The sequence below is a fragment of the Citrobacter sp. Awk 4 genome (assembly GCF_028069725.1).
In the GTDB taxonomy this organism is placed as follows: Bacteria; Pseudomonadota; Gammaproteobacteria; order Enterobacterales; family Enterobacteriaceae; genus Citrobacter_D.
In genome coordinates, this window is record NZ_JANEWG010000020.1 from 1 (window position 1) to 22,993 (window position 22,993).

22 protein-coding genes are annotated in these 22,993 nt (G+C 53.2%); 17 read left to right on the forward strand and 5 right to left on the reverse strand.

Annotated features, from left to right (window positions below; genetic code table 11):
* Positions 1–133 precede the first annotated feature (133 nt).
* From ilvL to ilvA, 7 genes are all read left to right on the forward strand, one after another.
* Positions 134–232: an ilv operon leader peptide gene (gene ilvL / locus NNO04_RS10415; protein WP_001311244.1), complete on the forward strand. Its 99-nt coding sequence runs from the start codon at positions 134–136 to the stop codon at positions 230–232.
* A gap of 86 nt (positions 233–318) precedes the next feature.
* Entirely contained in the window at positions 319–369 is a 51-nt protein-coding gene (gene ilvX / locus NNO04_RS22880; protein WP_203361354.1) for a peptide IlvX, read from the forward strand.
* Positions 370–371: 2 nt separating this feature from the next.
* Positions 372–2,018 carry an acetolactate synthase 2 catalytic subunit gene (gene ilvG, locus NNO04_RS10420; RefSeq protein WP_271444599.1) on the forward strand — a complete coding sequence of 549 codons (1,647 nt, stop codon included), beginning with the start codon at positions 372–374 and terminating at the stop codon, positions 2,016–2,018.
* Positions 2,015–2,278, forward strand: a complete 264-nt coding sequence (gene ilvM / locus NNO04_RS10425; RefSeq protein ID WP_162380309.1) for an acetolactate synthase 2 small subunit — start codon at positions 2,015–2,017, stop codon at positions 2,276–2,278. Before ilvG ends, ilvM begins: the two co-directional genes overlap by 4 nt.
* A 16-nt stretch (positions 2,279–2,294) precedes the next feature.
* Complete coding sequence (locus NNO04_RS10430; protein ID WP_271444600.1) at positions 2,295–3,224, forward strand: branched-chain amino acid transaminase; 930 nt, start codon at positions 2,295–2,297, stop codon at positions 3,222–3,224.
* Between the two features lie 60 nt (positions 3,225–3,284).
* Positions 3,285–5,135 (forward strand): dihydroxy-acid dehydratase, encoded by a 1,851-nt coding sequence (gene ilvD, locus NNO04_RS10435; RefSeq protein ID WP_271444601.1) that lies wholly within the window; start codon positions 3,285–3,287, stop codon positions 5,133–5,135.
* A gap of 2 nt (positions 5,136–5,137) precedes the next feature.
* A complete protein-coding gene (gene ilvA / locus NNO04_RS10440) occupies positions 5,138–6,682 on the forward strand; it encodes a threonine ammonia-lyase, biosynthetic (protein ID WP_271444654.1) in 1,545 nt (514 codons plus the stop codon).
* A gap of 75 nt (positions 6,683–6,757) precedes the next feature.
* On the opposite strand, the gene ilvY is transcribed toward ilvA, so the two are convergent.
* The gene (ilvY, locus tag NNO04_RS10445) at positions 6,758–7,648 is read right to left on the reverse strand and encodes an HTH-type transcriptional activator IlvY (protein ID WP_271444602.1); all 891 of its coding nucleotides are present in this window, start codon (positions 7,646–7,648) and stop codon (positions 6,758–6,760) included.
* 167 nt (positions 7,649–7,815) lie between these two features.
* Between ilvY and ilvC the strand changes: the two genes are divergently transcribed.
* Positions 7,816–9,291, forward strand: coding sequence for a ketol-acid reductoisomerase (gene ilvC, locus NNO04_RS10450; RefSeq protein ID WP_271444603.1), 1,476 nt, complete (start codon positions 7,816–7,818; stop codon positions 9,289–9,291).
* Positions 9,292–9,420: 129 nt separating this feature from the next.
* Here ilvC and ppiC (NNO04_RS10455) read toward each other — a convergent pair whose 3' ends face one another.
* Both ppiC (NNO04_RS10455) and ppiC (NNO04_RS10460) read right to left on the reverse strand, forming a co-directional pair.
* Positions 9,421–9,702 (reverse strand): peptidylprolyl isomerase PpiC, encoded by a 282-nt coding sequence (gene ppiC, locus NNO04_RS10455; protein ID WP_003017999.1) that lies wholly within the window; start codon positions 9,700–9,702, stop codon positions 9,421–9,423.
* A gap of 49 nt (positions 9,703–9,751) precedes the next feature.
* Positions 9,752–10,033, reverse strand: coding sequence for a peptidylprolyl isomerase PpiC (ppiC, locus tag NNO04_RS10460; RefSeq protein WP_162380315.1), 282 nt, complete (start codon positions 10,031–10,033; stop codon positions 9,752–9,754).
* Positions 10,034–10,149: 116 nt separating this feature from the next.
* Between ppiC (NNO04_RS10460) and rep the strand changes: the two genes are divergently transcribed.
* Positions 10,150–12,171: a DNA helicase Rep gene (gene rep / locus NNO04_RS10465; protein WP_271444604.1), complete on the forward strand. Its 2,022-nt coding sequence runs from the start codon at positions 10,150–10,152 to the stop codon at positions 12,169–12,171.
* A gap of 38 nt (positions 12,172–12,209) precedes the next feature.
* Here rep and gppA read toward each other — a convergent pair whose 3' ends face one another.
* Positions 12,210–13,697 carry a guanosine-5'-triphosphate,3'-diphosphate diphosphatase gene (gene gppA, locus NNO04_RS10470; protein WP_271444605.1) on the reverse strand — a complete coding sequence of 496 codons (1,488 nt, stop codon included), beginning with the start codon at positions 13,695–13,697 and terminating at the stop codon, positions 12,210–12,212.
* A gap of 6 nt (positions 13,698–13,703) precedes the next feature.
* Positions 13,704–14,969 carry an ATP-dependent RNA helicase RhlB gene (rhlB, locus tag NNO04_RS10475; protein ID WP_162380319.1) on the reverse strand — a complete coding sequence of 422 codons (1,266 nt, stop codon included), beginning with the start codon at positions 14,967–14,969 and terminating at the stop codon, positions 13,704–13,706.
* Positions 14,970–15,135: 166 nt separating this feature from the next.
* Here rhlB and trxA point away from each other — a divergent pair, with 166 nt between their 5' ends.
* The 8 genes from trxA (at position 15,136) to rffG (ending at position 22,976) form a co-directional block, all read left to right on the forward strand.
* Positions 15,136–15,465: a thioredoxin TrxA gene (gene trxA / locus NNO04_RS10480; protein ID WP_001280776.1), complete on the forward strand. Its 330-nt coding sequence runs from the start codon at positions 15,136–15,138 to the stop codon at positions 15,463–15,465.
* A 130-nt stretch (positions 15,466–15,595) separates the two neighbouring features.
* Positions 15,596–15,715, forward strand: coding sequence for a rho operon leader peptide (locus NNO04_RS10485; protein ID WP_162380372.1), 120 nt, complete (start codon positions 15,596–15,598; stop codon positions 15,713–15,715).
* Between the two features lie 87 nt (positions 15,716–15,802).
* A complete protein-coding gene (gene rho, locus NNO04_RS10490) occupies positions 15,803–17,062 on the forward strand; it encodes a transcription termination factor Rho (protein ID WP_002437993.1) in 1,260 nt (419 codons plus the stop codon).
* Between the two features lie 239 nt (positions 17,063–17,301).
* Positions 17,302–18,405, forward strand: a complete 1,104-nt coding sequence (gene wecA / locus NNO04_RS10495; RefSeq protein WP_162380320.1) for a UDP-N-acetylglucosamine--undecaprenyl-phosphate N-acetylglucosaminephosphotransferase — start codon at positions 17,302–17,304, stop codon at positions 18,403–18,405.
* A gap of 12 nt (positions 18,406–18,417) precedes the next feature.
* Positions 18,418–19,464, forward strand: coding sequence for an ECA polysaccharide chain length modulation protein (gene wzzE / locus NNO04_RS10500; RefSeq protein ID WP_271444606.1), 1,047 nt, complete (start codon positions 18,418–18,420; stop codon positions 19,462–19,464).
* Positions 19,465–19,519: 55 nt separating this feature from the next.
* Positions 19,520–20,650 carry a non-hydrolyzing UDP-N-acetylglucosamine 2-epimerase gene (gene wecB, locus NNO04_RS10505; RefSeq protein ID WP_271444607.1) on the forward strand — a complete coding sequence of 377 codons (1,131 nt, stop codon included), beginning with the start codon at positions 19,520–19,522 and terminating at the stop codon, positions 20,648–20,650.
* Positions 20,647–21,909 (forward strand): UDP-N-acetyl-D-mannosamine dehydrogenase, encoded by a 1,263-nt coding sequence (wecC, locus tag NNO04_RS10510; protein ID WP_271444608.1) that lies wholly within the window; start codon positions 20,647–20,649, stop codon positions 21,907–21,909. Before wecB ends, wecC begins: the two co-directional genes overlap by 4 nt.
* Complete coding sequence (gene rffG, locus NNO04_RS10515) at positions 21,909–22,976, forward strand: dTDP-glucose 4,6-dehydratase (RefSeq protein ID WP_271444609.1); 1,068 nt, start codon at positions 21,909–21,911, stop codon at positions 22,974–22,976. Before wecC ends, rffG begins: the two co-directional genes overlap by 1 nt.
* The last annotated feature ends 17 nt before the right edge of the window (positions 22,977–22,993 follow it).

Below are 22,993 nucleotides of genomic sequence, written 5' to 3' on the forward strand. Positions count from 1 at the left end.
ATATAAAACAATGTGTTTTTGCTAAACCGTTAGCTGCGTCAGAAAAAAGAGAATAAAAATATCTTGTGTTATTTGTGAAATCTATGATAACTCTTTAGGCATTCCTTCGAACAAGATGCAAGAATATACGAAAATGACAGCCCTTCTACGAGTGATTAGCCTGGTCGTGATTAGCGTGGTGGTGATTATTATCCCACCGTGCGGGGCTGCACTTGGACGAGGAAAGGCTTAAAAATCAAGCCTTAACGAACTAAGACCCCCGCACCGAAAGGTCCGGGGGTTTTTTTTGACCTTAAAAACATAACCGAGGAACAGAAAATGAATAACAGCATAAAATTCTGTTTCTCCAAATTTATGGCGGGGAAGTAACTATGAATGGGGCGCAATGGGTAGTACATGCTTTGCGAGCACAGGGTGTTAAAACCGTTTTTGGTTATCCCGGTGGCGCAATTATGCCGGTTTACGATGCGTTGTATGACGGCGGCGTGGAACACCTGTTGTGCCGACACGAGCAGGGGGCCGTTATGGCCGCTATCGGGTATGCGCGTTCGACCGGTAAAACCGGCGTCTGTATCGCAACCTCCGGACCTGGGGCGACCAATTTGATCACTGGTCTGGCTGATGCGCTGTTAGATTCCGTTCCCGTTGTCGCCATCACGGGCCAGGTTTCTGCGCCATTCATTGGCACCGATGCTTTTCAGGAAGTGGATGTGTTAGGACTGTCCCTGGCCTGCACCAAGCACAGCTTCCTGGTGCCGTCGCTGGAAGAGTTACCCCGTATCATGGCCGACGCTTTCAGGGTGGCGAATTCAGGACGACCAGGACCCGTTCTGGTTGATATCCCTAAAGATATCCAGCTGGCCAGCGGTACTCTTGAGCCCTATTTCTCCACTGTGAAAAATGATGTTACGTTCCCGCATGCTGATGTTGAGCAAGCGCGTCGAATGATAGCGCAAGCGCAAAAGCCGGTGCTGTACGTCGGGGGCGGCGTGGGGATGGCGCAGGCGGTAACCGCGTTGCGTGAATTTCTCGACGTGACCCGCATGCCAGTCACCTGCACGTTGAAAGGGCTTGGCGCTGTCGATGCAGACTATCCGTATTATCTGGGCATGTTGGGGATGCATGGCACGAAAGCGGCAAACTTTGCGGTGCAGGAATGCGATCTACTGGTGGCTGTCGGTGCGCGTTTTGATGACCGGGTGACCGGCAAGCTGAATACCTTCGCGCCAAATGCCTGCGTAATCCACATGGATATCGACCCCGCAGAAATGAACAAGCTGCGTCAGGCGCACGTTGCGCTTCAGGGCGATCTGAACACGCTGCTGCCTGCTCTGCAGCAATCGTTAAACATTGACGCCTGGCGCCAGCATTGCGCTGAACTGCGCACTGAGCATAGCTGGCGCTATGATCACCCTGGTGACGCTATCTACGCCCCGCTGTTGTTAAAGCAGCTGTCGGATCGTAAACCGGCAGACAGCGTCGTGACGACGGACGTCGGCCAACATCAGATGTGGTCGGCGCAGCATATGACCTATACCCGCCCGGAAAACTTTATCACCTCCAGCGGCTTGGGCACGATGGGCTTTGGCCTGCCAGCGGCAGTGGGCGCACAAGTGGCGCGACCTGATGACACGGTTATCTGTATCTCCGGTGACGGTTCTTTCATGATGAACGTGCAGGAACTGGGCACCGTAAAACGCAAGCAGTTACCGTTGAAAATCGTCTTACTCGATAATCAGCGATTAGGGATGGTACGACAATGGCAGCAACTGTTTTTTCAGGAACGTTATAGCGAAACCACCCTTACCGATAATCCCGATTTCCTCATGTTAGCCAGCGCCTTTGGCATTCCTGGCCAACACATCACCCGTAAAGACCAGGTTGAAGCGGCACTCGACACCATGCTGAACAGCGAGGGGCCTTACCTGCTTCATGTCTCAATCGACGAGCTTGAGAATGTCTGGCCCCTGGTGCCGCCCGGTGCCAGTAACTCAGAAATGCTGGAGAAATTATCATGATGCAACATCAGGTCAATGTGGCGGCGCGCTTCAGCCCGGAAACGTTAGAGCGTGTTTTACGTGTGGTACGTCATCGCGGTTTTCAGGTGTGCTCTATGAATATGGAAACTGCCAGCGATGCGCAGAATATAAATATCGAATTGACCGTTGCCAGCCCCCGGTCGGTCGACTTACTGTTTAGTCAGTTAAGTAAACTGGTAGACGTTGCACATGTTGCCATTTGCCAGAGCACAACCACATCACAACAGATCCGCGCCTGAGCGCAAAGGAAGAAAAATGACGACGAAAAAAGCTGATTACATTTGGTCCAATGGCGAGATGATCCGCTGGGAAGATGCGAAAGTTCACGTAATGTCCCACGCGCTGCACTACGGTACTTCTGTGTTTGAAGGGATCCGTTGCTACGATTCTCACAAAGGACCTGTGGTGTTCCGCCATCGCGAACACATGCAGCGCCTTCGCGACTCAGCAAAAATTTATCGTTTTCCGGTTTCTCAGAGCGTTGATGAGTTAATGGAAGCCTGTCGCTCGGTTATCCGCAAAAACAATCTGACCAGCGCATATATCCGCCCACTGGTCTTTGTGGGCGATGTGGGGATGGGCGTTAACCCACCACCGGGATACACCACTGATGTGATCATCGCCGCGTTCCCGTGGGGAGCCTATCTGGGCGCGGAAGCACTGGATCAGGGCATTGACGCGATGGTTTCGTCCTGGAACCGCGTTGCGCCAAACACCATCCCGACCGCGGCAAAAGCCGGCGGTAACTACCTTTCATCTCTGCTGGTCGGTAGCGAAGCGCGTCGCCACGGTTATCAGGAAGGGATTGCGCTGGATGTGAACGGCTACATTTCTGAAGGCGCAGGTGAGAACCTGTTTGAGGTGAAAGATGGCATTCTGTTCACCCCGCCGTTCACCTCATCCGCACTGCCAGGCATTACGCGTGATGCGATCATCAAGCTGGCAAAAGAGCTGGATATCGAAGTGCGTGAGCAAGTGCTGTCCCGTGAGTCTCTGTATCTGGCGGATGAAGTGTTCATGTCCGGAACCGCAGCAGAAATCACCCCCGTTCGCAGTGTAGACGGCATCCAGGTGGGTGAAGGCCGTTGTGGCCCAGTCACCAAACGCATCCAGCAAGCATTCTTTGGCCTCTTCACCGGTGAAACGGAAGATAAATGGGGCTGGTTGGATCAGGTTAATCCATAAGTATAAATTCGGGACGGCACGCACCGTCCCGCTAAATAGTCAGACGGGAGTAAACAGAGCATGCCTAAGTATCGTTCCGCTACCACAACCCATGGCCGCAATATGGCGGGGGCCCGCGCACTGTGGCGCGCAACCGGGATGACCGACGCCGATTTCGGTAAGCCTATTATTGCGGTTGTAAACTCGTTTACTCAGTTTGTGCCGGGCCACGTGCACCTGCGCGACCTCGGTAAACTGGTTGCTGAACAAATCGAAGCGGCAGGCGGTGTTGCCAAAGAGTTCAACACTATTGCGGTGGATGATGGTATCGCGATGGGTCATGGGGGCATGCTTTATTCACTGCCGTCTCGCGAGCTGATCGCCGACTCTGTTGAGTATATGGTCAATGCCCACTGCGCAGACGCTATGGTCTGCATCTCCAACTGCGACAAAATCACCCCGGGGATGCTGATGGCCTCCCTGCGCCTGAACATTCCGGTGATCTTTGTCTCCGGCGGTCCAATGGAAGCCGGTAAAACCAAACTCTCCGATCAGATAATCAAACTCGATCTGGTCGATGCGATGATTCAGGGCGCGGACCCGAAAGTGTCCGACGAACAGAGCGATCAGGTAGAACGCTCCGCGTGCCCGACCTGCGGCTCCTGTTCTGGCATGTTCACCGCCAACTCAATGAATTGCCTGACCGAAGCGCTGGGCCTGTCACAACCGGGCAACGGCTCATTGTTGGCGACCCACGCCGACCGTAAGCAGCTGTTCCTCAATGCCGGTTCCCGCATTGTTGAGCTGACCAAACGTTATTACGAGCAGGACGACGAAAGTGCCCTGCCGCGCAATATCGCCAGCAAGGCGGCATTCGAAAACGCCATGACGCTGGATATCGCGATGGGTGGTTCCACCAACACCGTTCTTCACCTGCTGGCGGCGGCGCAGGAAGCGGAAATCGACTTCACCATGAGTGATATCGACAGGCTCTCCCGCAAAGTGCCTCAGTTGTGTAAAGTCGCGCCGAGTACACAGAAATACCATATGGAAGACGTGCACCGCGCAGGCGGCGTACTGGGGATTCTGGGCGAGCTGGACCGTGCCAAACTGCTTAACCGCAACGTGAAAAACGTGCTTGGTCTGACGTTGCCGCAAACCCTTGAGCAATACGACGTTGTCGTGACCCAGGATGAGGCGGTGAAAACTATGTTCCGCGCAGGTCCTGCGGGTATCCGCACCACCCAGGCATTTTCGCAGGATTGCCGCTGGGATACGCTGGATGATGACCGCGCGAATGGCTGTATCCGCTCGCTGGAGCATGCTTACAGCAAAGACGGTGGTCTGGCCGTGCTTTACGGCAACTTCGCGGAAAACGGCTGCATTGTGAAAACCGCAGGTGTGGATGACAGCATCCTAAAATTCACCGGCCCGGCCAAAGTTTACGAAAGCCAGGACGATGCAGTAGACGCTATCCTCGGTGGCAAAGTGGTGGCTGGCGATGTGGTTGTCATCCGTTACGAAGGTCCGAAAGGCGGGCCAGGGATGCAGGAAATGCTTTACCCGACCACCTTCCTGAAATCGATGGGCCTCGGCAAAGCGTGTGCGCTGATCACCGACGGTCGTTTCTCCGGCGGCACTTCCGGTCTTTCTATCGGCCATGTTTCTCCTGAGGCGGCGAGTGGCGGCAATATTGCAATCATCGAAGACGGCGATCTGATTGAAATTGATATCCCGAATCGCGGCATCCAACTGCAACTGAGCGATCAGGAAATTGCAGCACGTCGTGAGGCGCAGGAAGCCCGTGGCGATAAAGCCTGGACGCCGAAAAATCGTGAACGTCAGGTCTCCTTTGCCCTGCGTGCCTACGCCAGCCTGGCGACCAGCGCCGACAAAGGTGCTGTGCGCGATAAATCGAAACTGGGGGGTTAATGATGGCTGACTCGCAACCCCTGTCCGGCACCCCTGAGGGTGCCGAGTATCTCAGAGCGGTGCTGCGCGCACCGGTCTACGAAGCAGCGCAGGTCACGCCGCTGCAAAAAATGGAAAAACTCTCGTCGCGCCTCGATAACGTGATCCTGGTGAAACGCGAAGATCGCCAGCCGGTGCACAGCTTCAAGTTGCGCGGGGCTTACGCCATGATGGCGGGTCTGACGGAAGAACAGAAAGCGCAGGGTGTGATTACCGCATCCGCAGGAAACCATGCACAAGGCGTGGCGTTCTCCTCCGCGCGTTTGGGGGTAAAAGCGCTGATTGTCATGCCAACCGCCACCGCCGATATCAAAGTTGATGCGGTGCGCGGTTTCGGCGGCGAAGTGCTACTGTACGGTGCCAATTTTGATGAAGCGAAAGCCAAAGCGATTGAGTTGTCGCAGCAGCAGGGCTTTACCTGGGTGCCGCCGTTTGATCATCCGATGGTGATTGCAGGCCAGGGCACGCTGGCGCTGGAACTGCTGCAACAAGATGCCCATCTGGACCGCGTGTTTGTGCCGGTCGGCGGCGGCGGGCTGGCGGCGGGCGTGGCGGTGCTGATCAAACAGCTGATGCCGCAAATAAAAGTGATTGCTGTAGAAGCGGAAGACTCTGCTTGCCTGAAGGCGGCGCTGGAAGCCGGTCATCCGATCGATCTGCCGCGCGTAGGTTTGTTTGCTGAAGGCGTGGCGGTCAAACGCATCGGCGATGAAACCTTCCGCCTGTGTCAGGAGTATCTTGACGACATCATCACCGTTGACAGCGATGCTATCTGCGCAGCGATGAAAGATCTGTTCGAAGATGTGCGTGCGGTGGCGGAACCGTCCGGCGCGCTGGCGCTGGCGGGGATGAAAAAGTATATCGCCCAGCACAATATCCGTGGCGAGCGACTGGCGCATGTGCTTTCCGGAGCCAACGTTAACTTCCACGGTCTGCGCTACGTTTCCGAACGCTGTGAACTGGGTGAGCAGCGTGAAGCGTTGCTGGCGGTGACCATCCCGGAAGAGAAGGGCAGCTTCCTGAAGTTCTGCCAGCTGCTCGGCGGACGTTCGGTCACCGAGTTCAACTACCGCTTTGCCGATGCTAAAGATGCCTGCATTTTTGTCGGTGTGCGTCTGAGCCGTGGTCTGGATGAGCGTAAAGAGATTCTGCAACTGCTCAATGACGGCGGTTACAGCGTGGTCGATCTCTCCGATGATGAAATGGCGAAACTGCACGTCCGTTACATGGTCGGCGGACGCCCATCGAAACCGCTAAAAGAACGTCTGTTCAGCTTTGAGTTCCCGGAATCACCGGGTGCGCTGCTCAAGTTCTTGCATACGCTGGGCACCCACTGGAACATCTCCCTGTTCCATTACCGTAGTCACGGCACTGACTACGGGCGCGTACTGGCGGCGTTCGAGTTGGGCGATCATGAACCGGATTTTGAAACGCGTCTCAACGAGCTGGGCTACGACTGCCACGATGAAACTCACAACCCGGCGTTTCGGTTCTTTTTGGCGGGTTAGGACGGGATGCCTGATGGCGCTTCACTTATCAGGCCTACACGCCGTTTGTAGCTTGCGCTGCCATCCGGCATGGGGTTAGTGATTCGGCAAAATCGCCCAAAACGCATCAATCAGCGGCTCATGCAGCCGCTTTTTTTGTGCGCAGACGCCAAGTTCAAACGGCGTTTTTTCGTCGCTGCGCTCCAGAATCATCACACGGTTTCGCACCGGCTCCGGGCTGTTTTCCAGCACCACTTCCGGCAGCAGCGCCACACCGCAGCCGAGCGCGACCATTGAGACCATCGCTTCATGGCCTCCCACCGTGGCGTAAATCAAAGGATTGCTGATCTTGTTGCGCCGGAACCACAGCTCAATGCGTCGGCGTACCGGCCCCTGGTCGGCCATAATGAATGGAATTGTCGACCAGTCCGGGATCTCCACCGAGACTTGATTACGTACCGGGCAGGACAATGCGGGAGCGATCAGCACCACCGCCAGATTCTCCAGCATTGAAAATGCCACCGCGCCGGGCAGCGTTTCCGGTTTCCCTGCAATCGCCAGATCCGCTTCGCCGGTTACCACTTTTTCCATCGCATCGGCGGCATCACCGGTGGTGAGCTTAATTTCCACCGACGGATGTTCCGCGCGAAACCTGTCGAGAATCGGCGGCAGATGGCTGTAAGCGGCGGTGACCGAGCAGAAAATATGCAGTTCGCCGGAAAGTGACGGCCCTTGCTGGTCGATGGTGTGGCGCAGTTGCTGATATTGCAGCAAGGTTTGCTGGGCAAAAACACGTAACTCTTCACCTGCTTCGGTCAGCGTCACGGTGCGGTTATCGCGCACAAATAGCGGCTGGCCGAGATCTTCTTCCAGGCGCTGAATTTGCCGGGAAAGAGTGGAGGGGCTGACGTGCATCGCCCGTGCGCTGCGGCCAAAATGGCGGCTCTCCGCCAGATGCAGGAAGGTTTTCAGATCGCGTAAATCCACAGATCGCACTCCACTCTTTTACATTGCAGAAATTGCAACGTGACGTTGTGAATATATCAATTTCCGCAATAAATTTCCTGTCATATAGTGAGTTCATTCTCTCTTGCAATGACACGGCAAGCGAACCTAACAAGAAAGCACGACAACACAACATCACGGAGTTCACCATGGCTAACTACTTCAATACACTGAACCTGCGCCAGCAGCTGGCACAGCTGGGTAAATGTCGCTTTATGGGACGCGACGAATTCGCCGATGGCGCAAGCTACCTTCAGGGTAAAAAAGTGGTCATCGTCGGCTGTGGCGCTCAGGGTCTGAATCAGGGTCTGAACATGCGTGATTCCGGTCTGGATATCTCCTATGCGCTGCGTAAAGAAGCGATTGCTGAAAAGCGCGCTTCCTGGCGTAAAGCGACCGAAAACGGTTTTAAAGTCGGCACCTACGAAGAGTTGATCCCGCAGGCGGACCTGGTGGTTAACCTGACGCCGGACAAACAGCACTCCGACGTGGTGCGTTCCGTACAGCCGCTGATGAAAGTGGGCGCGGCGCTGGGTTACTCTCATGGCTTCAACATCGTCGAAGTGGGCGAGCAGATCCGTAAAGACATCACCGTCGTGATGGTGGCGCCGAAGTGCCCGGGTACCGAGGTGCGTGAAGAGTACAAACGTGGTTTTGGCGTACCGACCCTGATTGCCGTTCACCCGGAAAACGATCCGAAAGGTGAAGGTATGGCCATCGCTAAAGCCTGGGCCGCAGCAACCGGTGGTCACCGTGCGGGCGTTCTGGAGTCTTCCTTCGTTGCAGAAGTGAAATCTGACCTGATGGGCGAGCAGACTATCCTGTGCGGTATGCTGCAGGCCGGTTCTCTGCTGTGCTTCGACAAGCTGGTGGAAGAGGGCACCGACCCGGCATACGCTGAAAAACTGATTCAATTCGGCTGGGAAACCATTACCGAAGCGCTGAAGCAGGGCGGTATTACGCTGATGATGGATCGTCTGTCCAACCCGGCGAAACTGCGCGCTTACGCGCTGTCTGAACAACTGAAAGAGATCATGGCGCCGCTGTTCCAGAAACACATGGACGACATTATCTCCGGCGAATTCTCCTCCGGTATGATGGCCGACTGGGCTAACGACGATAAGAAACTGCTGACCTGGCGTGAAGAGACCGGCAAAACCGCGTTTGAAACCGCGCCGCAGTATGAAGGCAAAATCGGCGAGCAGGAGTACTTTGATAAAGGCGTTCTGATGATCGCAATGGTGAAAGCGGGCGTTGAGCTGGCGTTCGAAACGATGGTGGATTCCGGCATTATCGAAGAGTCGGCTTACTACGAATCCCTGCACGAGCTGCCGCTGATTGCGAACACCATTGCCCGTAAGCGTCTGTATGAAATGAACGTAGTTATCTCTGATACCGCTGAATATGGTAACTACCTGTTCTCATACGCTTGCGTACCGCTGCTGAAATCGTTCATGACTGAAATTCAGCCGGGCGATCTGGGCAAAGCGATTGCCGACGGTGCAGTCGATAACGCGCAGCTGCGTGATGTGAATGAAGCGATTCGCAGCCATGCGATCGAGAAAGTGGGCCAGAAACTGCGTGGCTATATGACGGATATGAAACGTATCGCTGTTGCCGGATAAGGCGTCGCATGAATTGCCGGATGGCGGTGTAAACACCGTATCCGGCCTACAAAAGTGTACGTTTCGTAGGCCTGATAAGCGAAGCGCCATCAGGCAAAAACCCGGTGTTCAGATGCACCGGGTTTTTTGTTAGTTACGGTACAGCACTTTAATGATGTGGTAACCGAACTGAGTGTGCAGCGGGCCGGTTGGCTCCAGCACCGGGCAGGAGAAGACCACTTTGTCGAACGCCGGAACCATCTGGCCCTGACGGAATTCACCTAAGTCACCGCCGCGTTTGCCTGACGGGCAAATTGAGTGCTTCTTCGCCAGTTTGCCGAAGTCGGCGCCATTTTTAATCTGCTCAAGAAGATCTAATGCCAGTTTCTCTTCTTTAACAAGGATATGCACTGCTGCTGCTGTTTTTGCCATGATCGTGCCTTCAAAAAGGGGTCTATAAGGCTGGCGATTTTAGCATGGCTTACCGTCGATACAGCACTTTGATGATGTGGTAGCCAAATTTGGTTTTTACCGGTCCGTAGGGTTTAAGCAGCGGGATACTAAACACCGCAGCATCAAATGGTCCCACCATCATCCCCTGTTTGAATTCGCCAAGATCGCCGCCGTTGCGCCCGGAAGGGCAGCGGGAGTAGCGTTTTGCCAGATGATCGAAACTGATACCGCGCTCCAGTTTGCTTAGGATCTCGAGAGCCAGTTTCTCTTCTTTTACCAGGATATGCAGGGCTGCCGCGCTCTTAACCATAGGGTCGTTCTCATCAAAGGATTGCCGCCCAACACTTTACCATTTGGTGGGTAAATCTCAGCCTGACTTTCTGCTACAATCCACATCCCCGTGTTTACAGATTGAGCAATCCCCCTATGCGTTTGAACCCCGGACAACAACATGCCGTCGAATTCGTCACCGGACCTTGCCTGGTGCTGGCGGGGGCGGGTTCAGGTAAAACACGCGTTATTACTAACAAGATTGCCCACCTTATTCGTGGCTGTGGGTATCAGGCGCGCCATATTGCAGCGGTGACTTTTACCAACAAGGCGGCGCGCGAGATGAAAGAGCGTGTTGGGCAGACGCTGGGACGCAAAGAAGCGCGCGGGCTGATGATTTCCACGTTCCATACGCTGGGGCTGGACATCATCAAGCGGGAATACGCCGCTTTGGGGATGAAATCCAACTTTTCGCTATTCGACGACACTGATCAGGTTGCGTTGTTGAAGGATCTGACCGAAGGGCTGATCGAAGACGATAAAGTGATGCTGCAACAGCTGATCTCAACGATCTCCAACTGGAAAAACGATCTGAAAACTCCTGCGCAGGCGGCGGCCAGCGCGAAGGGCGAGCGGGACCGCATTTTTGCTCATTGCTACGGCCTGTACGATGCGCATATGAAGGCGTGTAACGTGCTGGATTTTGATGACCTGATCCTGCTGCCCACGCTGCTGCTGCAACGTAATGAAGAGGTGCGTGAGCGCTGGCAAAACAAGATCCGCTACCTGCTGGTGGATGAATATCAGGACACCAACACCAGCCAGTACGAGCTGGTAAAGCTGTTGGTGGGCCAACGCGCACGCTTTACGGTGGTGGGGGATGATGATCAGTCCATTTACTCCTGGCGCGGTGCCCGCCCGCAAAACCTGGTGCTGCTGAGCCAGGATTTCCCGGCTTTGCAGGTGATTAAACTCGAGCAGAACTACCGTTCTTCCGGACGCATCCTGAAGGCGGCGAATATTCTCATCGCCAACAACCCTCACGTTTTTGAAAAGCGTCTCTTTTCCGAGCTGGGTTATGGTGCCGAGCTTAAAGTGTTGAGCGCGAACAATGAAGAGCATGAAGCCGAGCGCGTCACGGGCGAACTTATTGCCCATCACTTTGTGAATAAAACCGAATACAAGGATTACGCCATTCTGTACCGCGGGAATCACCAGTCGCGGGTATTTGAAAAATTCCTCATGCAGAACCGGATCCCGTACAAAATTTCCGGCGGTACGTCGTTCTTCTCTCGTCCGGAGATTAAAGATCTGCTGGCCTACCTGCGCGTTTTGACCAATCCGGACGATGACAGCGCGTTTTTACGCATTGTGAACACCCCAAAACGCGAAATCGGTTCAGCCACGCTGCAAAAACTGGGTGAATGGGCGATGACCCGCAACAAAAGTCTGTTTACGGCCAGCTTTGATATGGGGCTTAACCAGACATTAACCGGGCGTGGGTATGATTCGCTCACCCGTTTTACCCAGTGGTTGGGCGAAATTCAGCGTCTGGCGGAGCGTGAGCCGATTGCGGCAGTACGCGACCTTATTCACGGCATCGATTATGAATCCTGGCTGTATGAAACCTCGCCGAGCCAAAAAGCAGCGGAGATGCGCATGAAAAACGTCAACCAGCTGTTTAGCTGGATGACGGAGATGCTGGAAGGTAGTGAAATTGATGAACCGATGACGCTCACCCAGGTGGTGACGCGCTTCACCCTGCGCGACATGATGGAACGTGGCGAAAGCGAAGAGGAGTTAGATCAGGTTCAACTGATGACGCTGCATGCTTCAAAAGGGCTCGAGTTTCCGTATGTCTTTATGGTGGGGATGGAAGAGGGTTTCCTGCCGCACCAGAGCAGTATTGATGAAGATAATATCGATGAAGAGCGCCGTCTGGCCTACGTTGGGATCACGCGTGCACAGAAAGAGCTTATCTTCACGTTGTGCAAAGAACGCCGTCAGTACGGCGAGCTGGTGCGCCCGGAGCCAAGTCGTTTTCTGTTGGAGCTGCCGCAGGACGATCTCATTTGGGAGCAGGAACGTAAAGTGGTGAGCGCCGAAGAGCGGATGCAGAAAGGGCAGAACCATCTGGCAAATTTGAAAGCGATGATGGCGGCAAAGAGAGCTAAATAGTTGCCGGATAAGCGTTAGCACACCCGGCAAAAAACGTCTTACAACACGTCCAGCGGCCAGTGGACATAGCTTTGCCACTGGCTTTCCTGATCAATAAGTTCTTTACCCAGCGGGTGATGCGCAAACCAGCCTTCGGGGAGGATTAACGTCAGATTTTCATTCTGCGCCTGCAACACAATATCAGGCACCAAATCGTCGCGTCGCCGACTGGCAAAAATAATTGCCAGACGCAGTAAACGACAAAGGTGTTCTGCTACGCGCGGTGGCACCGCATTTTGCTGGTGGAGTGACGAGAGATCGACAGGGTTGGTCTGATTTAATAATAACGTTGCCAGCAATTTCTTTTGCGCAGGCGTAAAACCCGGTAAATCAAGATTGCGCACCAGATAGGCCGCATGTTGTGGCGCTTGCCTGAAATCGACGCTTAACCCAATCTCATGCAACTGGCAGGCGCTGATCAATATTTCGCGGCTGATCGGTTCAATATGCCACTCATTCTCCACCTGATCGAGGAAAGAGGCCGCGAGATTCGCGACACGGTTTGCCTGTTCGGTATCGACCATAAATCGCCGCTGAACGTTACGCAACGTGCGGCTGCGAATATCCTGTTCAACGGCGAGGTGTAGCATCCCGTAGACCAGACCTTCACGTAATGCGCCGCCGGCAAGGGTCATGCACTGAATGTTCAGTTCGGTGAAAATGGCGATCAGAATGGCCAGACCGCTTGGGAATACCAGAGCGCGCTCGAGCGTTAATCCTTCAATTTCCAGCTCTTCCAGGCGGCCACACTGAATGGCTCGCTGCTTTAACTGTTGAAGCTTCGCCAGCGTAATACGTTCATCCATGCCCTGCGCCATCATGATTTCTTGTAGCGCTTGCACAGTGCCAGAGGCACCCACACACACTTTCCAGCCATGATAGCGCAACTTATCAGCAACGGGACGCAGCACTTCGCGTGCGGCTTTTTCCGCCTCATCAAAGTTTTCTTGCGCCAGGTTGCGATCGGTAAAGTAACGTTCAAGCCAGGTAACGCAACCCATCGACAAACTGAACAGTGAGGTGGTTTGCGCACCGGTACCCGTGACCATTTCAGTGCTGGCACCGCCGATATCGACAACCAGACGCTGGTCTGCGCCGCCAGTGGTATGGGCGACACCCTGATAAATCAGGCGGGCTTCTTCTTCGCCGCTAATGACCTGGATGGGACAACCGAGGATATCTTGTGCTTTGGCAATAAACTCGCCCGCATTGACGGCAAGGCGTAATGTTGCCGTTGCGACCACGCGGATTTGCGATTGGGGAATATCCTGCAGGCGTTCAGCAAATAAACGCAGGCACTGCCAGCCGCGCTCCATTGCCTCTGCTGAAAGAGAATTATCACTGTTCAGCCCTGCAGCCAGACGCACCTTGCGTTTGATGCGGGTAAGCGTCTGGATGCTTCCTGCCACCTCGCGTACAACCAGCATATGAAAACTATTGGAACCGAGATCGATAGCTGCATAAAGCGACGAGGTGGAGCTGAGCATATTTTCTTAACCTGAACGACGACGGTTACGAGGTGCGCCAGTGCGGCGTGGCCCATTACCAGGGCGCGAACGCGTCAGGCGCAATGGCTTAGGCAAATCGGTCATCAGCGCGTCTGGATTGTATTTGCTCACCGGAATCGAGTGACCAATGTAGGTCTCAATGGCGGGCAGATTCAACGCGTACTCTTCGCAGGCCAGACTGATGGAATGACCGCTTGCGCCAGCACGACCTGTACGACCGATACGGTGGACGTAATCTTCACAGTCATCCGGCAGATCGTAGTTAAAGACGTGCGTCACCGCAGGAATGTGCAGACCGCGGGCCGCAACGTCAGTTGCCACCAGAATATCAAGGTCACCACGGGTAAATTCATCGAGAATGCGCAGACGTTTTTTCTGCGCTACGTCGCCGGTCAACAGACCTACGCGATGGCCATCAGCAGCAAGACTGCCCCAGATCTCTTCGCAACGATGTTTGGTGTTGGCGAAAACAATGGCACGATCTGGCCACTCTTCTTCGATCAGCGTTTGCAGTAAACGCATCTTTTCTTCATTAGAAGGGTAGAAAAGCTCTTCTTTAATGCGATGACCCGTCTTTTGTTCCGGTTCAACTTCAACGTATTCGGCGTTGTTCATCTGCTCGAAAGCCAGTTCACGAACACGGTAAGAGAGGGTCGCAGAGAACAGCATGTTCAGACGCTGAGTGGCTGGCGGCATACGACGGAACAGCCAACGGATATCTTTAATAAAGCCCAGGTCGTACATACGATCGGCTTCATCGAGCACGACGACCTGAATAGCGCCAAGGTTGATATGATTCTGTTTCGCGTAGTCGATCAGACGACCTGTGGTGCCGATCAGAATATCGACGCCGCTTTCCAGCACTTTAAGCTGTTTGTCGTAACCGTCACCGCCGTAAGCCAGACCTAACTTCAGGCCGGTCGTTTGAGCCAGAGGCTCCGCATCAGCGTGGATCTGCACAGCTAATTCGCGTGTCGGCGCCATAATGAGCGCGCGCGGCTGATTCACTTTGCGATCGGCAATCGCGGGATGAGAGAGAAGATAATGAAACGTTGACGTCAGAAACGCCATCGTTTTCCCGGTACCGGTTTGCGCCTGCCCTGCAACATCACGACCTGCCAGCGTTAGCGGGAGGGCCAGTGCCTGAATGGGCGTGCAGTTATGAAACCCTTTTTTTTCAAGGGCTTCTATCACCTTAGGATGCAGGGCGAAGTCGGAAAACTTCTGTTCTGTTAAATGTGTTTTGCTCATAGTGTGGTAGAATATCAGCTTACTATTGCTTTACGAAAGCGTATCCGGTGAAATAAAGTCAACCTTTAGTTGGTTTTGAAGGCTGCATCCCTCAATTGTGAGTGATGTTGACGCTGAGCGACAGATCCTGAACCAACACGCCAGGCTTATTCCTGTGGAGTTATATATGAGCGATAAAATTATTCACCTGACTGACGACAGTTTTGACACGGATGTACTCAAAGCGGACGGGGCGATCCTCGTTGATTTCTGGGCAGAGTGGTGCGGACCGTGCAAAATGATCGCCCCGATTCTGGATGAAATCGCTGACGAATATCAGGGCAAATTGACGGTTGCTAAACTGAACATTGACCAGAACCCAGGCACTGCGCCGAAGTATGGTATCCGTGGCATCCCGACCCTGCTGCTGTTCAAGAACGGTGAAGTGGCTGCAACCAAAGTGGGCGCTCTGTCCAAAGGTCAGCTGAAAGAGTTCCTCGACGCCAACCTGGCGTAAGGAAATATCATGTTCGGGCGACCGGCATCCTAAATTATGTGGATGACTGGACGCCCGGCTTGAGTCATGCTAAGTTAGTGTTGACTTCGTATTAAACATACCTTATTAAGTTTGAATCTAGTTTTATCCAATACTTCCCGTTTTATCTCACGCGAGAAGTGGACAGATTCCTGGCTTGTCACTCAATCCGTCTTGTCGTTTCAGTTCTGTGTACTTTCCTGTGACCAGACAGCGAACAGACATGAGTTGATGGCCGTAAACAGGCATGGATGATCCTGCCATACCATTCACAACATTAAGTTCGAGATTTACCCCAAGTTTAAGAACTCACACCATTATGAATCTTACCGAATTAAAGAATACGCCGGTTTCTGAGCTGATCACTCTCGGCGAAAATATGGGGCTGGAAAACCTGGCTCGTATGCGCAAGCAGGACATTATTTTTGCCATCCTGAAGCAGCACGCAAAGAGTGGCGAAGATATCTTTGGTGACGGTGTGCTGGAGATATTGCAGGATGGATTTGGTTTCCTCCGCTCTGCAGACAGCTCCTACCTCGCCGGTCCTGATGACATCTACGTTTCCCCTAGCCAAATCCGCCGTTTCAACCTCCGCACTGGTGATACCATTTCTGGTAAGATTCGTCCGCCGAAAGAAGGTGAACGCTACTTTGCGCTGTTGAAAGTTAACGAAGTTAACTATGACAAACCGGAAAACGCCCGTAATAAAATCCTGTTTGAGAACTTAACCCCACTGCACGCAAACTCTCGTCTGCGTATGGAACGTGGTAACGGTTCAACAGAAGATTTGACCGCTCGCGTACTGGATCTGGCTTCGCCAATTGGTCGTGGTCAGCGTGGTCTGATTGTGGCGCCGCCGAAAGCCGGTAAAACGATGCTGCTGCAGAACATTGCGCAGAGCATTGCGTACAATCACCCGGACTGCGTGCTGATGGTCCTGCTGATTGACGAACGTCCGGAAGAAGTGACCGAGATGCAGCGTCTGGTGAAAGGTGAAGTGGTTGCTTCCACCTTTGACGAACCCGCATCTCGCCACGTTCAGGTCGCGGAAATGGTGATTGAGAAGGCGAAACGCCTGGTTGAGCATAAGAAAGACGTTATCATTCTGCTCGACTCCATCACCCGTCTTGCACGTGCATATAACACCGTGGTACCGGCTTCCGGTAAAGTACTGACCGGTGGTGTGGACGCTAACGCCCTGCACCGTCCAAAACGTTTCTTCGGTGCCGCGCGTAACGTGGAAGAGGGCGGTAGCCTGACCATTATCGCGACGGCGCTGATCGATACTGGCTCTAAAATGGACGAAGTTATCTACGAAGAGTTTAAAGGTACAGGTAACATGGAACTGCACCTCTCTCGTAAGATCGCTGAAAAACGCGTCTTCCCGGCTATCGACTACAACCGTTCCGGTACCCGTAAAGAAGAGCTGCTCACCACTCAGGAAGAGCTGCAGAAGATGTGGATCCTGCGCAAAATCATTCACCCAATGGGCGAAATTGATGCTATGGAATTCCTCATCAACAAACTGGCGATGACCAAAACCAACGACGACTTCTTCGATATGATGAAACGTTCGTAAGCCAGTTTTTACTCGAAAACGCCACGTTTTTACGTGGCGTTTTGCTTTTATATCTGTAATCTTAACGACACCTTTACAAAAATACGGTATCACATGCCGTTGCTTTGCGATTCATTCATAATTCGTACCGTGTGGTTGATAATTATACAAAAGCACCTGATTCAGCGCAGGGTTTCCCTTCTGAATAAAGGTCTTCATGGTTATACTTCTGCTATTAATTTTCTCTGAGAGCATGCATTGTGAATTTACTTACAGTGAGTACTGATCTCATCAGTATTTTTTTATTCACGACACTGTTCCTGTTTTTTGCACGCAAGGTGGCAAAAAAGGTCGGTTTAGTGGATAAACCCAACTTCCGTAAACGTCACCAGGGACTGATACCGCTGGTTGGTGGAATTTCGGTTTACGCGGGTATTTGCTTCACCTTCGGAATTGTTGATTATTACATTCCACATGCTTCTCTCTATCTGGCTTGTGCTGGCGTGCTGGTCTTTATTGGTGCACTTGACGATCGCTTTGATATTAGCGTAAAAATTCGCGCCACTATTCAGGCCGCTATCGGCGTCGTCATGATGGTCGCCGGTCAACTCTATTTACGCAGCCTGGGGTACATTTTTGGTCCCTGGGAGATGGTTCTCGGTCCTTTCGGTTATTTTCTTACACTGTTCGCTGTGTGGGCTGCCATTAATGCTTTTAACATGGTCGACGGTATTGACGGGCTGCTCGGTGGGCTTTCCAGCGTCTCGTTTGCAGCTATGGGGCTTATCCTGTGGTTTGATGGACAGACAAGCCTGGCTGTTTGGTGTTTTGCGATGATTGCCGCCATCCTGCCTTACATTATGCTGAACCTGGGGATTTTGGGACGTCGCTACAAAGTCTTTATGGGCGATGCTGGCAGTACGTTGATTGGTTTCACCGTCATTTGGGTCCTGCTGGAAACCACTCAGGGAAAAACGCACCCCATCAGCCCTGTTACTGCGCTGTGGATTATTGCCATTCCATTAATGGACATGGTGGCGATCATGTATCGTCGCTTGCGTAAAGGGATGAGCCCCTTCTCTCCCGATCGCCAACACATTCATCATTTGATCATGCGGGCAGGGTTTACTTCCCGGCAGGCTTTTGTGCTTATTACGCTGGCTGCTGCGATTCTGGCATCCATCGGCGTTGCGGCAGAATATTCTCATTTTGTCCCTGAATGGGTCATGTTGGTGCTCTTTTTGCTAGCATTCTTCCTTTACGGTTACTGTATTAAACGTGCCTGGAAGGTGGCAAGATTTATCAAGCGTGTGAAGCGCAGACTCCGTAGGAACCGTGATAACAAGCCAAACTTAACCAAGTAAATTGAGGATACGATGACACAACCATTACCGGGGGCACACGCTGTGAGCGCTGAAAATGAACTGGATATTCGTGGGTTGTTTCGTACCTTATGGGCTGGAAAACTATGGATTGTGGGTATTGCGTTGGTGTTTGCGCTTGTTGCGTTAGCCTACACTTTTTTTGCGCGCCAGGAGTGGAGCGCAACCGCGATCTCAGACCGTCCAACCGTCAATATGCTGGGAGGTTATTACTCTCAGCAACAGTTCTTACGTAATCTGGACGTCAAGGCAAGCGTTGCGCCCCTCGACCAACCTTCAGTCATGGATGAAGCGTATAAAGAGTTCGTGATGCAGCTGGCTTCGTGGGATACCCGTCGCGATTTCTGGTTACAGACGGATTATTACAAACAGCGCATGGTCGGAAATAGCAAAGCCGACGCGGCAATGCTCGATGAAATGATCAACAACATTCTGTTTACCCCTGGCGATGTTGCCCGCAATACCAATGACAGCGTGAAGCTGGTGGCGGAGACGGCGCCCGATGCCAATAACCTGCTGCGACAGTATGTCGCATTTGCCAGCCAGCGGGCGGCAAGTCACCTCAACGAAGAATTAAAAGGGGCATGGGCGGCGCGTACAGTACAAATGAAAGCGCAGGTGAAACGCCAGGAAGAGGTCGCCAAAGCGATTTTCTCTCGTCGCGTTCACAGCATTGAACAAGCGCTTAAAATCGCAGAACAACATAATATTTCTCGCACTTCTACCGATATTCCTGCCGATGAATTGCCCGATTCTGAGCTATTTTTGCTTGGACGTCCGATGTTGCAGGCTCGACTCGAAAACCTGCAGGCCGTCGGCCCCGCGTTCGATCTGGATTACTTCCAAAACCGGGCAATGTTGAACACACTGAATGTAGGTCCGACTCTGGATCCGCGTTTTCAGACCTATCGTTATTTGCGTACGCCGGAAGAACCGGTAAAACGTGATAGCCCACGCCGTGCCTTCCTGATGATTATGTGGGGCATTGTGGGGGGGCTGATCGGTGCTGGTGTCGCACTAACCCGTCGCCGCACGATTTAGCAACACCGTTGCAGTGAGGGGCTGGGCCCTCACTGCCAATCCGAAGAGAATCGATGTGAAAGTACTGACTGTATTTGGCACGCGACCAGAGGCGATTAAAATGGCGCCTCTGGTTCATGCGCTGGCAAAAGACCCTTATTTTGAGGCCAAAGTTTGCGTCACTGCGCAGCATCGGGAGATGCTGGATCAAGTGTTAAACCTCTTTTCCATCGAACCTGACTACGATCTCAACATAATGCAACCGGGTCAGGGACTAACGGAAATTACTTGTCGGATCCTGGAAGGGTTAAAGCCTATCCTTGCTGACTTCAAGCCCGATGTGGTACTGGTTCATGGCGATACGACAACGACGATTGCCACCAGCCTTGCCGCCTTTTATCAACGTATTCCGGTAGGGCATGTCGAGGCCGGATTGCGCACCGGCGATTTGTACTCCCCCTGGCCTGAAGAGGCTAACCGCACGTTGACCGGGCATCTGGCGATGTATCATTTTGCGCCGACTGAAAATTCTCGCCAGAATTTGCTGCGGGAAAATATTCCAGATAATCGCATTTTCGTCACCGGTAACACCGTCATTGACGCGCTGATTTGGGTTCGTGACCGCGTTCTGGCGAGCGATACCTTACGGGCAGAACTGGCGGTGCAGTACCCTTTCCTCAGTAACAATAAAAAAATGATTCTGGTCACAGGCCATCGCCGCGAAAGTTTCGGCAAGGGCTTTGAGCATATCTGTCATGCATTGGCAGAGATTGCTGCCGCGAATCAGGATGTGCAGATTGTCTATCCGGTGCACCTGAATCCGAATGTCAGCGAACCGGTCAACCGTATACTTGGTCACGTTGAAAATGTGGTTCTGATTGAACCGCAGGACTATTTGCCGTTCGTTTGGCTGATGAACCACGCCTGGCTGATCCTGACCGACTCCGGCGGTATTCAGGAAGAGGCGCCATCCTTAGGTAAGCCTGTGCTGGTGATGCGTGAAACCACGGAACGACCAGAAGCCATTACCGCAGGTACAGTGCGTTTAGTTGGAACCGATCCGCAGCGTATTGTGGAAGAGGTCACGCGCTTGCTGCACGACGAAAATGAATATCAAACCATGAGCCGCGCCCATAATCCTTATGGTGACGGTCAGGCATGTGGCCGGATTTTAGACGCGTTAAAAAATAATCGGGTATCGCTATGAGTTTTACGACCATTTCTGTTGTTGGGTTGGGATACATTGGACTGCCGACGGCAGCCGCCTTTGCTTCCCGCCAAAAGCATGTCATTGGCGTGGATGTTAACCAGCACGCGGTAGAAACCATCAATCGCGGTGAGATCCATATCGTTGAACCGGACCTGGGCAGCGTCGTGAAAACGGCTGTTGAAGGGGGATTCCTGCGTGCTACGACGACGCCTGTTGAAGCCGATGCATATCTGATTGCGGTACCGACCCCCTTCAAAGGCGATCATGACCCCGATATGGTGTATGTCGAGGCTGCGGCTAAGTCTATTGCACCGGTACTGAAGAAAGGTGCGCTGGTGATCCTCGAGTCGACCTCTCCGGTCGGGGCGACGGAGCAGATGGCTGAGTGGCTGGCGGAGATGCGCCCTGATCTGACGTTCCCACAGCAGGTGGGTGAGCAGGCAGAAGTGAATATTGCGTACTGTCCAGAGCGCGTGTTGCCGGGGCAGGTGATGGTGGAACTGATTAAAAATGACCGCGTGATCGGCGGGATGACGCCTGTTTGCTCAGCGCGCGCCAGCGAACTCTACAACATCTTCCTTGAAGGTGAATGTGTGGTAACAAACTCCCGCACGGCAGAGATGTGTAAGCTGACTGAAAACAGTTTTCGTGATGTTAACATTGCATTTGCTAACGAACTGTCACTTATTTGCGCCGATCAGGGCATTAACGTCTGGGAACTGATTCGTCTGGCGAACCGCCATCCTCGTGTGAATATTCTCCAGCCCGGTCCCGGCGTCGGCGGGCACTGTATTGCTGTCGATCCGTGGTTTATTGTGGCGCAGAACCCACAGCAGGCGCGGCTTATCCGTACCGCCCGCGAAGTGAACGATGGTAAACCGCACTGGGTGGTTGATCAGGTAAAAGCCGCCGTGGCGGATTGTCTGGTCGCAACAAATAAACGCGCCAGTGAGGTGAAAGTTGCCTGCTTTGGTCTGGCATTTAAACCCAACATTGATGACCTGCGCGAAAGCCCGGCAATGGGTATTGCATTGAACATTGCCCAGTGGCACGCAGGTGAAACGCTGGTGGTGGAGCCGAACATTCACCAGTTGCCGAAAAAACTGGATGGCCATTGTACTTTAGCCACGCTGGAAAGCGCGCTGGCTGACGCCGATGTGCTGGTAATGCTGGTTGATCATAACGAATTTAAAGCGATTAACGGTGATGCGGTTCACCAGCAATATGTGGTGGATACCAAAGGAGTCTGGCGTTAATGAAACGGATCCTGGTAACCGGCGGCGCCGGATTTATCGGCTCTGCTGTCGTGCGGCATATTATCAACAATACGTCTGATGCGGTGGTGGTGGTCGATAAACTCACCTACGCAGGAAACCTCATGTCGCTGGCCTCTGTGGCTCAAGATGACCGTTTTGCGTTTGAGAAAGTGGATATTTGTGATCGGACTTCGCTTGAGCAAGTCTTCCAACAGTATCAGCCGGATTACGTTATGCATCTGGCAGCCGAAAGCCACGTAGACCGCTCTATTGATGGTCCGGCGGCGTTTATTGAAACCAACACCGTCGGGACATATACGCTATTGGAAGCGGCAAGAGCATACTGGAACACGCTGCCCGATGAGAAAAAATCGACGTTTCGCTTCCACCATATCTCCACCGATGAAGTCTACGGCGATCTGCACTCCACGGATGATTTCTTCACCGAAACCACCCCATATGCGCCGAGTAGCCCCTATTCCGCCTCGAAAGCCAGCAGCGACCATCTGGTTCGCGCCTGGTTGCGCACCTATGGGCTGCCAACGCTGATTACCAACTGTTCCAATAACTATGGTCCTTACCACTTCCCGGAAAAACTGATTCCACTGATGATCCTCAACGCGCTGGCGGGGAAACCGTTGCCGGTGTATGGCAATGGGCAGCAAATCCGCGACTGGCTTTTTGTGGAGGATCATGCTCGTGCGCTTTATTGCGTGGCGACCACCGGGAAAGTGGGTGAAACCTATAATATTGGTGGTCACAACGAGCGTAAGAATCTCGAGGTGGTGGAAACGATTTGCGCGTTGCTGGAAGAGTTGGCACCGAACAAACCGTACGGCGTGGCGCACTATCGCGACCTGATCGCGTTTGTCGCCGACCGCCCGGGGCACGACTTGCGCTATGCCATTGATGCGTCGAAAATTGCCCGTGAACTTGGTTGGATACCGCAGGAAACGTTTGAAAGCGGGATGCGTAAAACAGTGCAATGGTATCTGGCTAATGAAACCTGGTGGAAACAGGTGCAGGACGGCAGCTATCAGGGTGAACGTTTAGGTCTGAAGGGCTAACTTGCGGCGGAGGTATA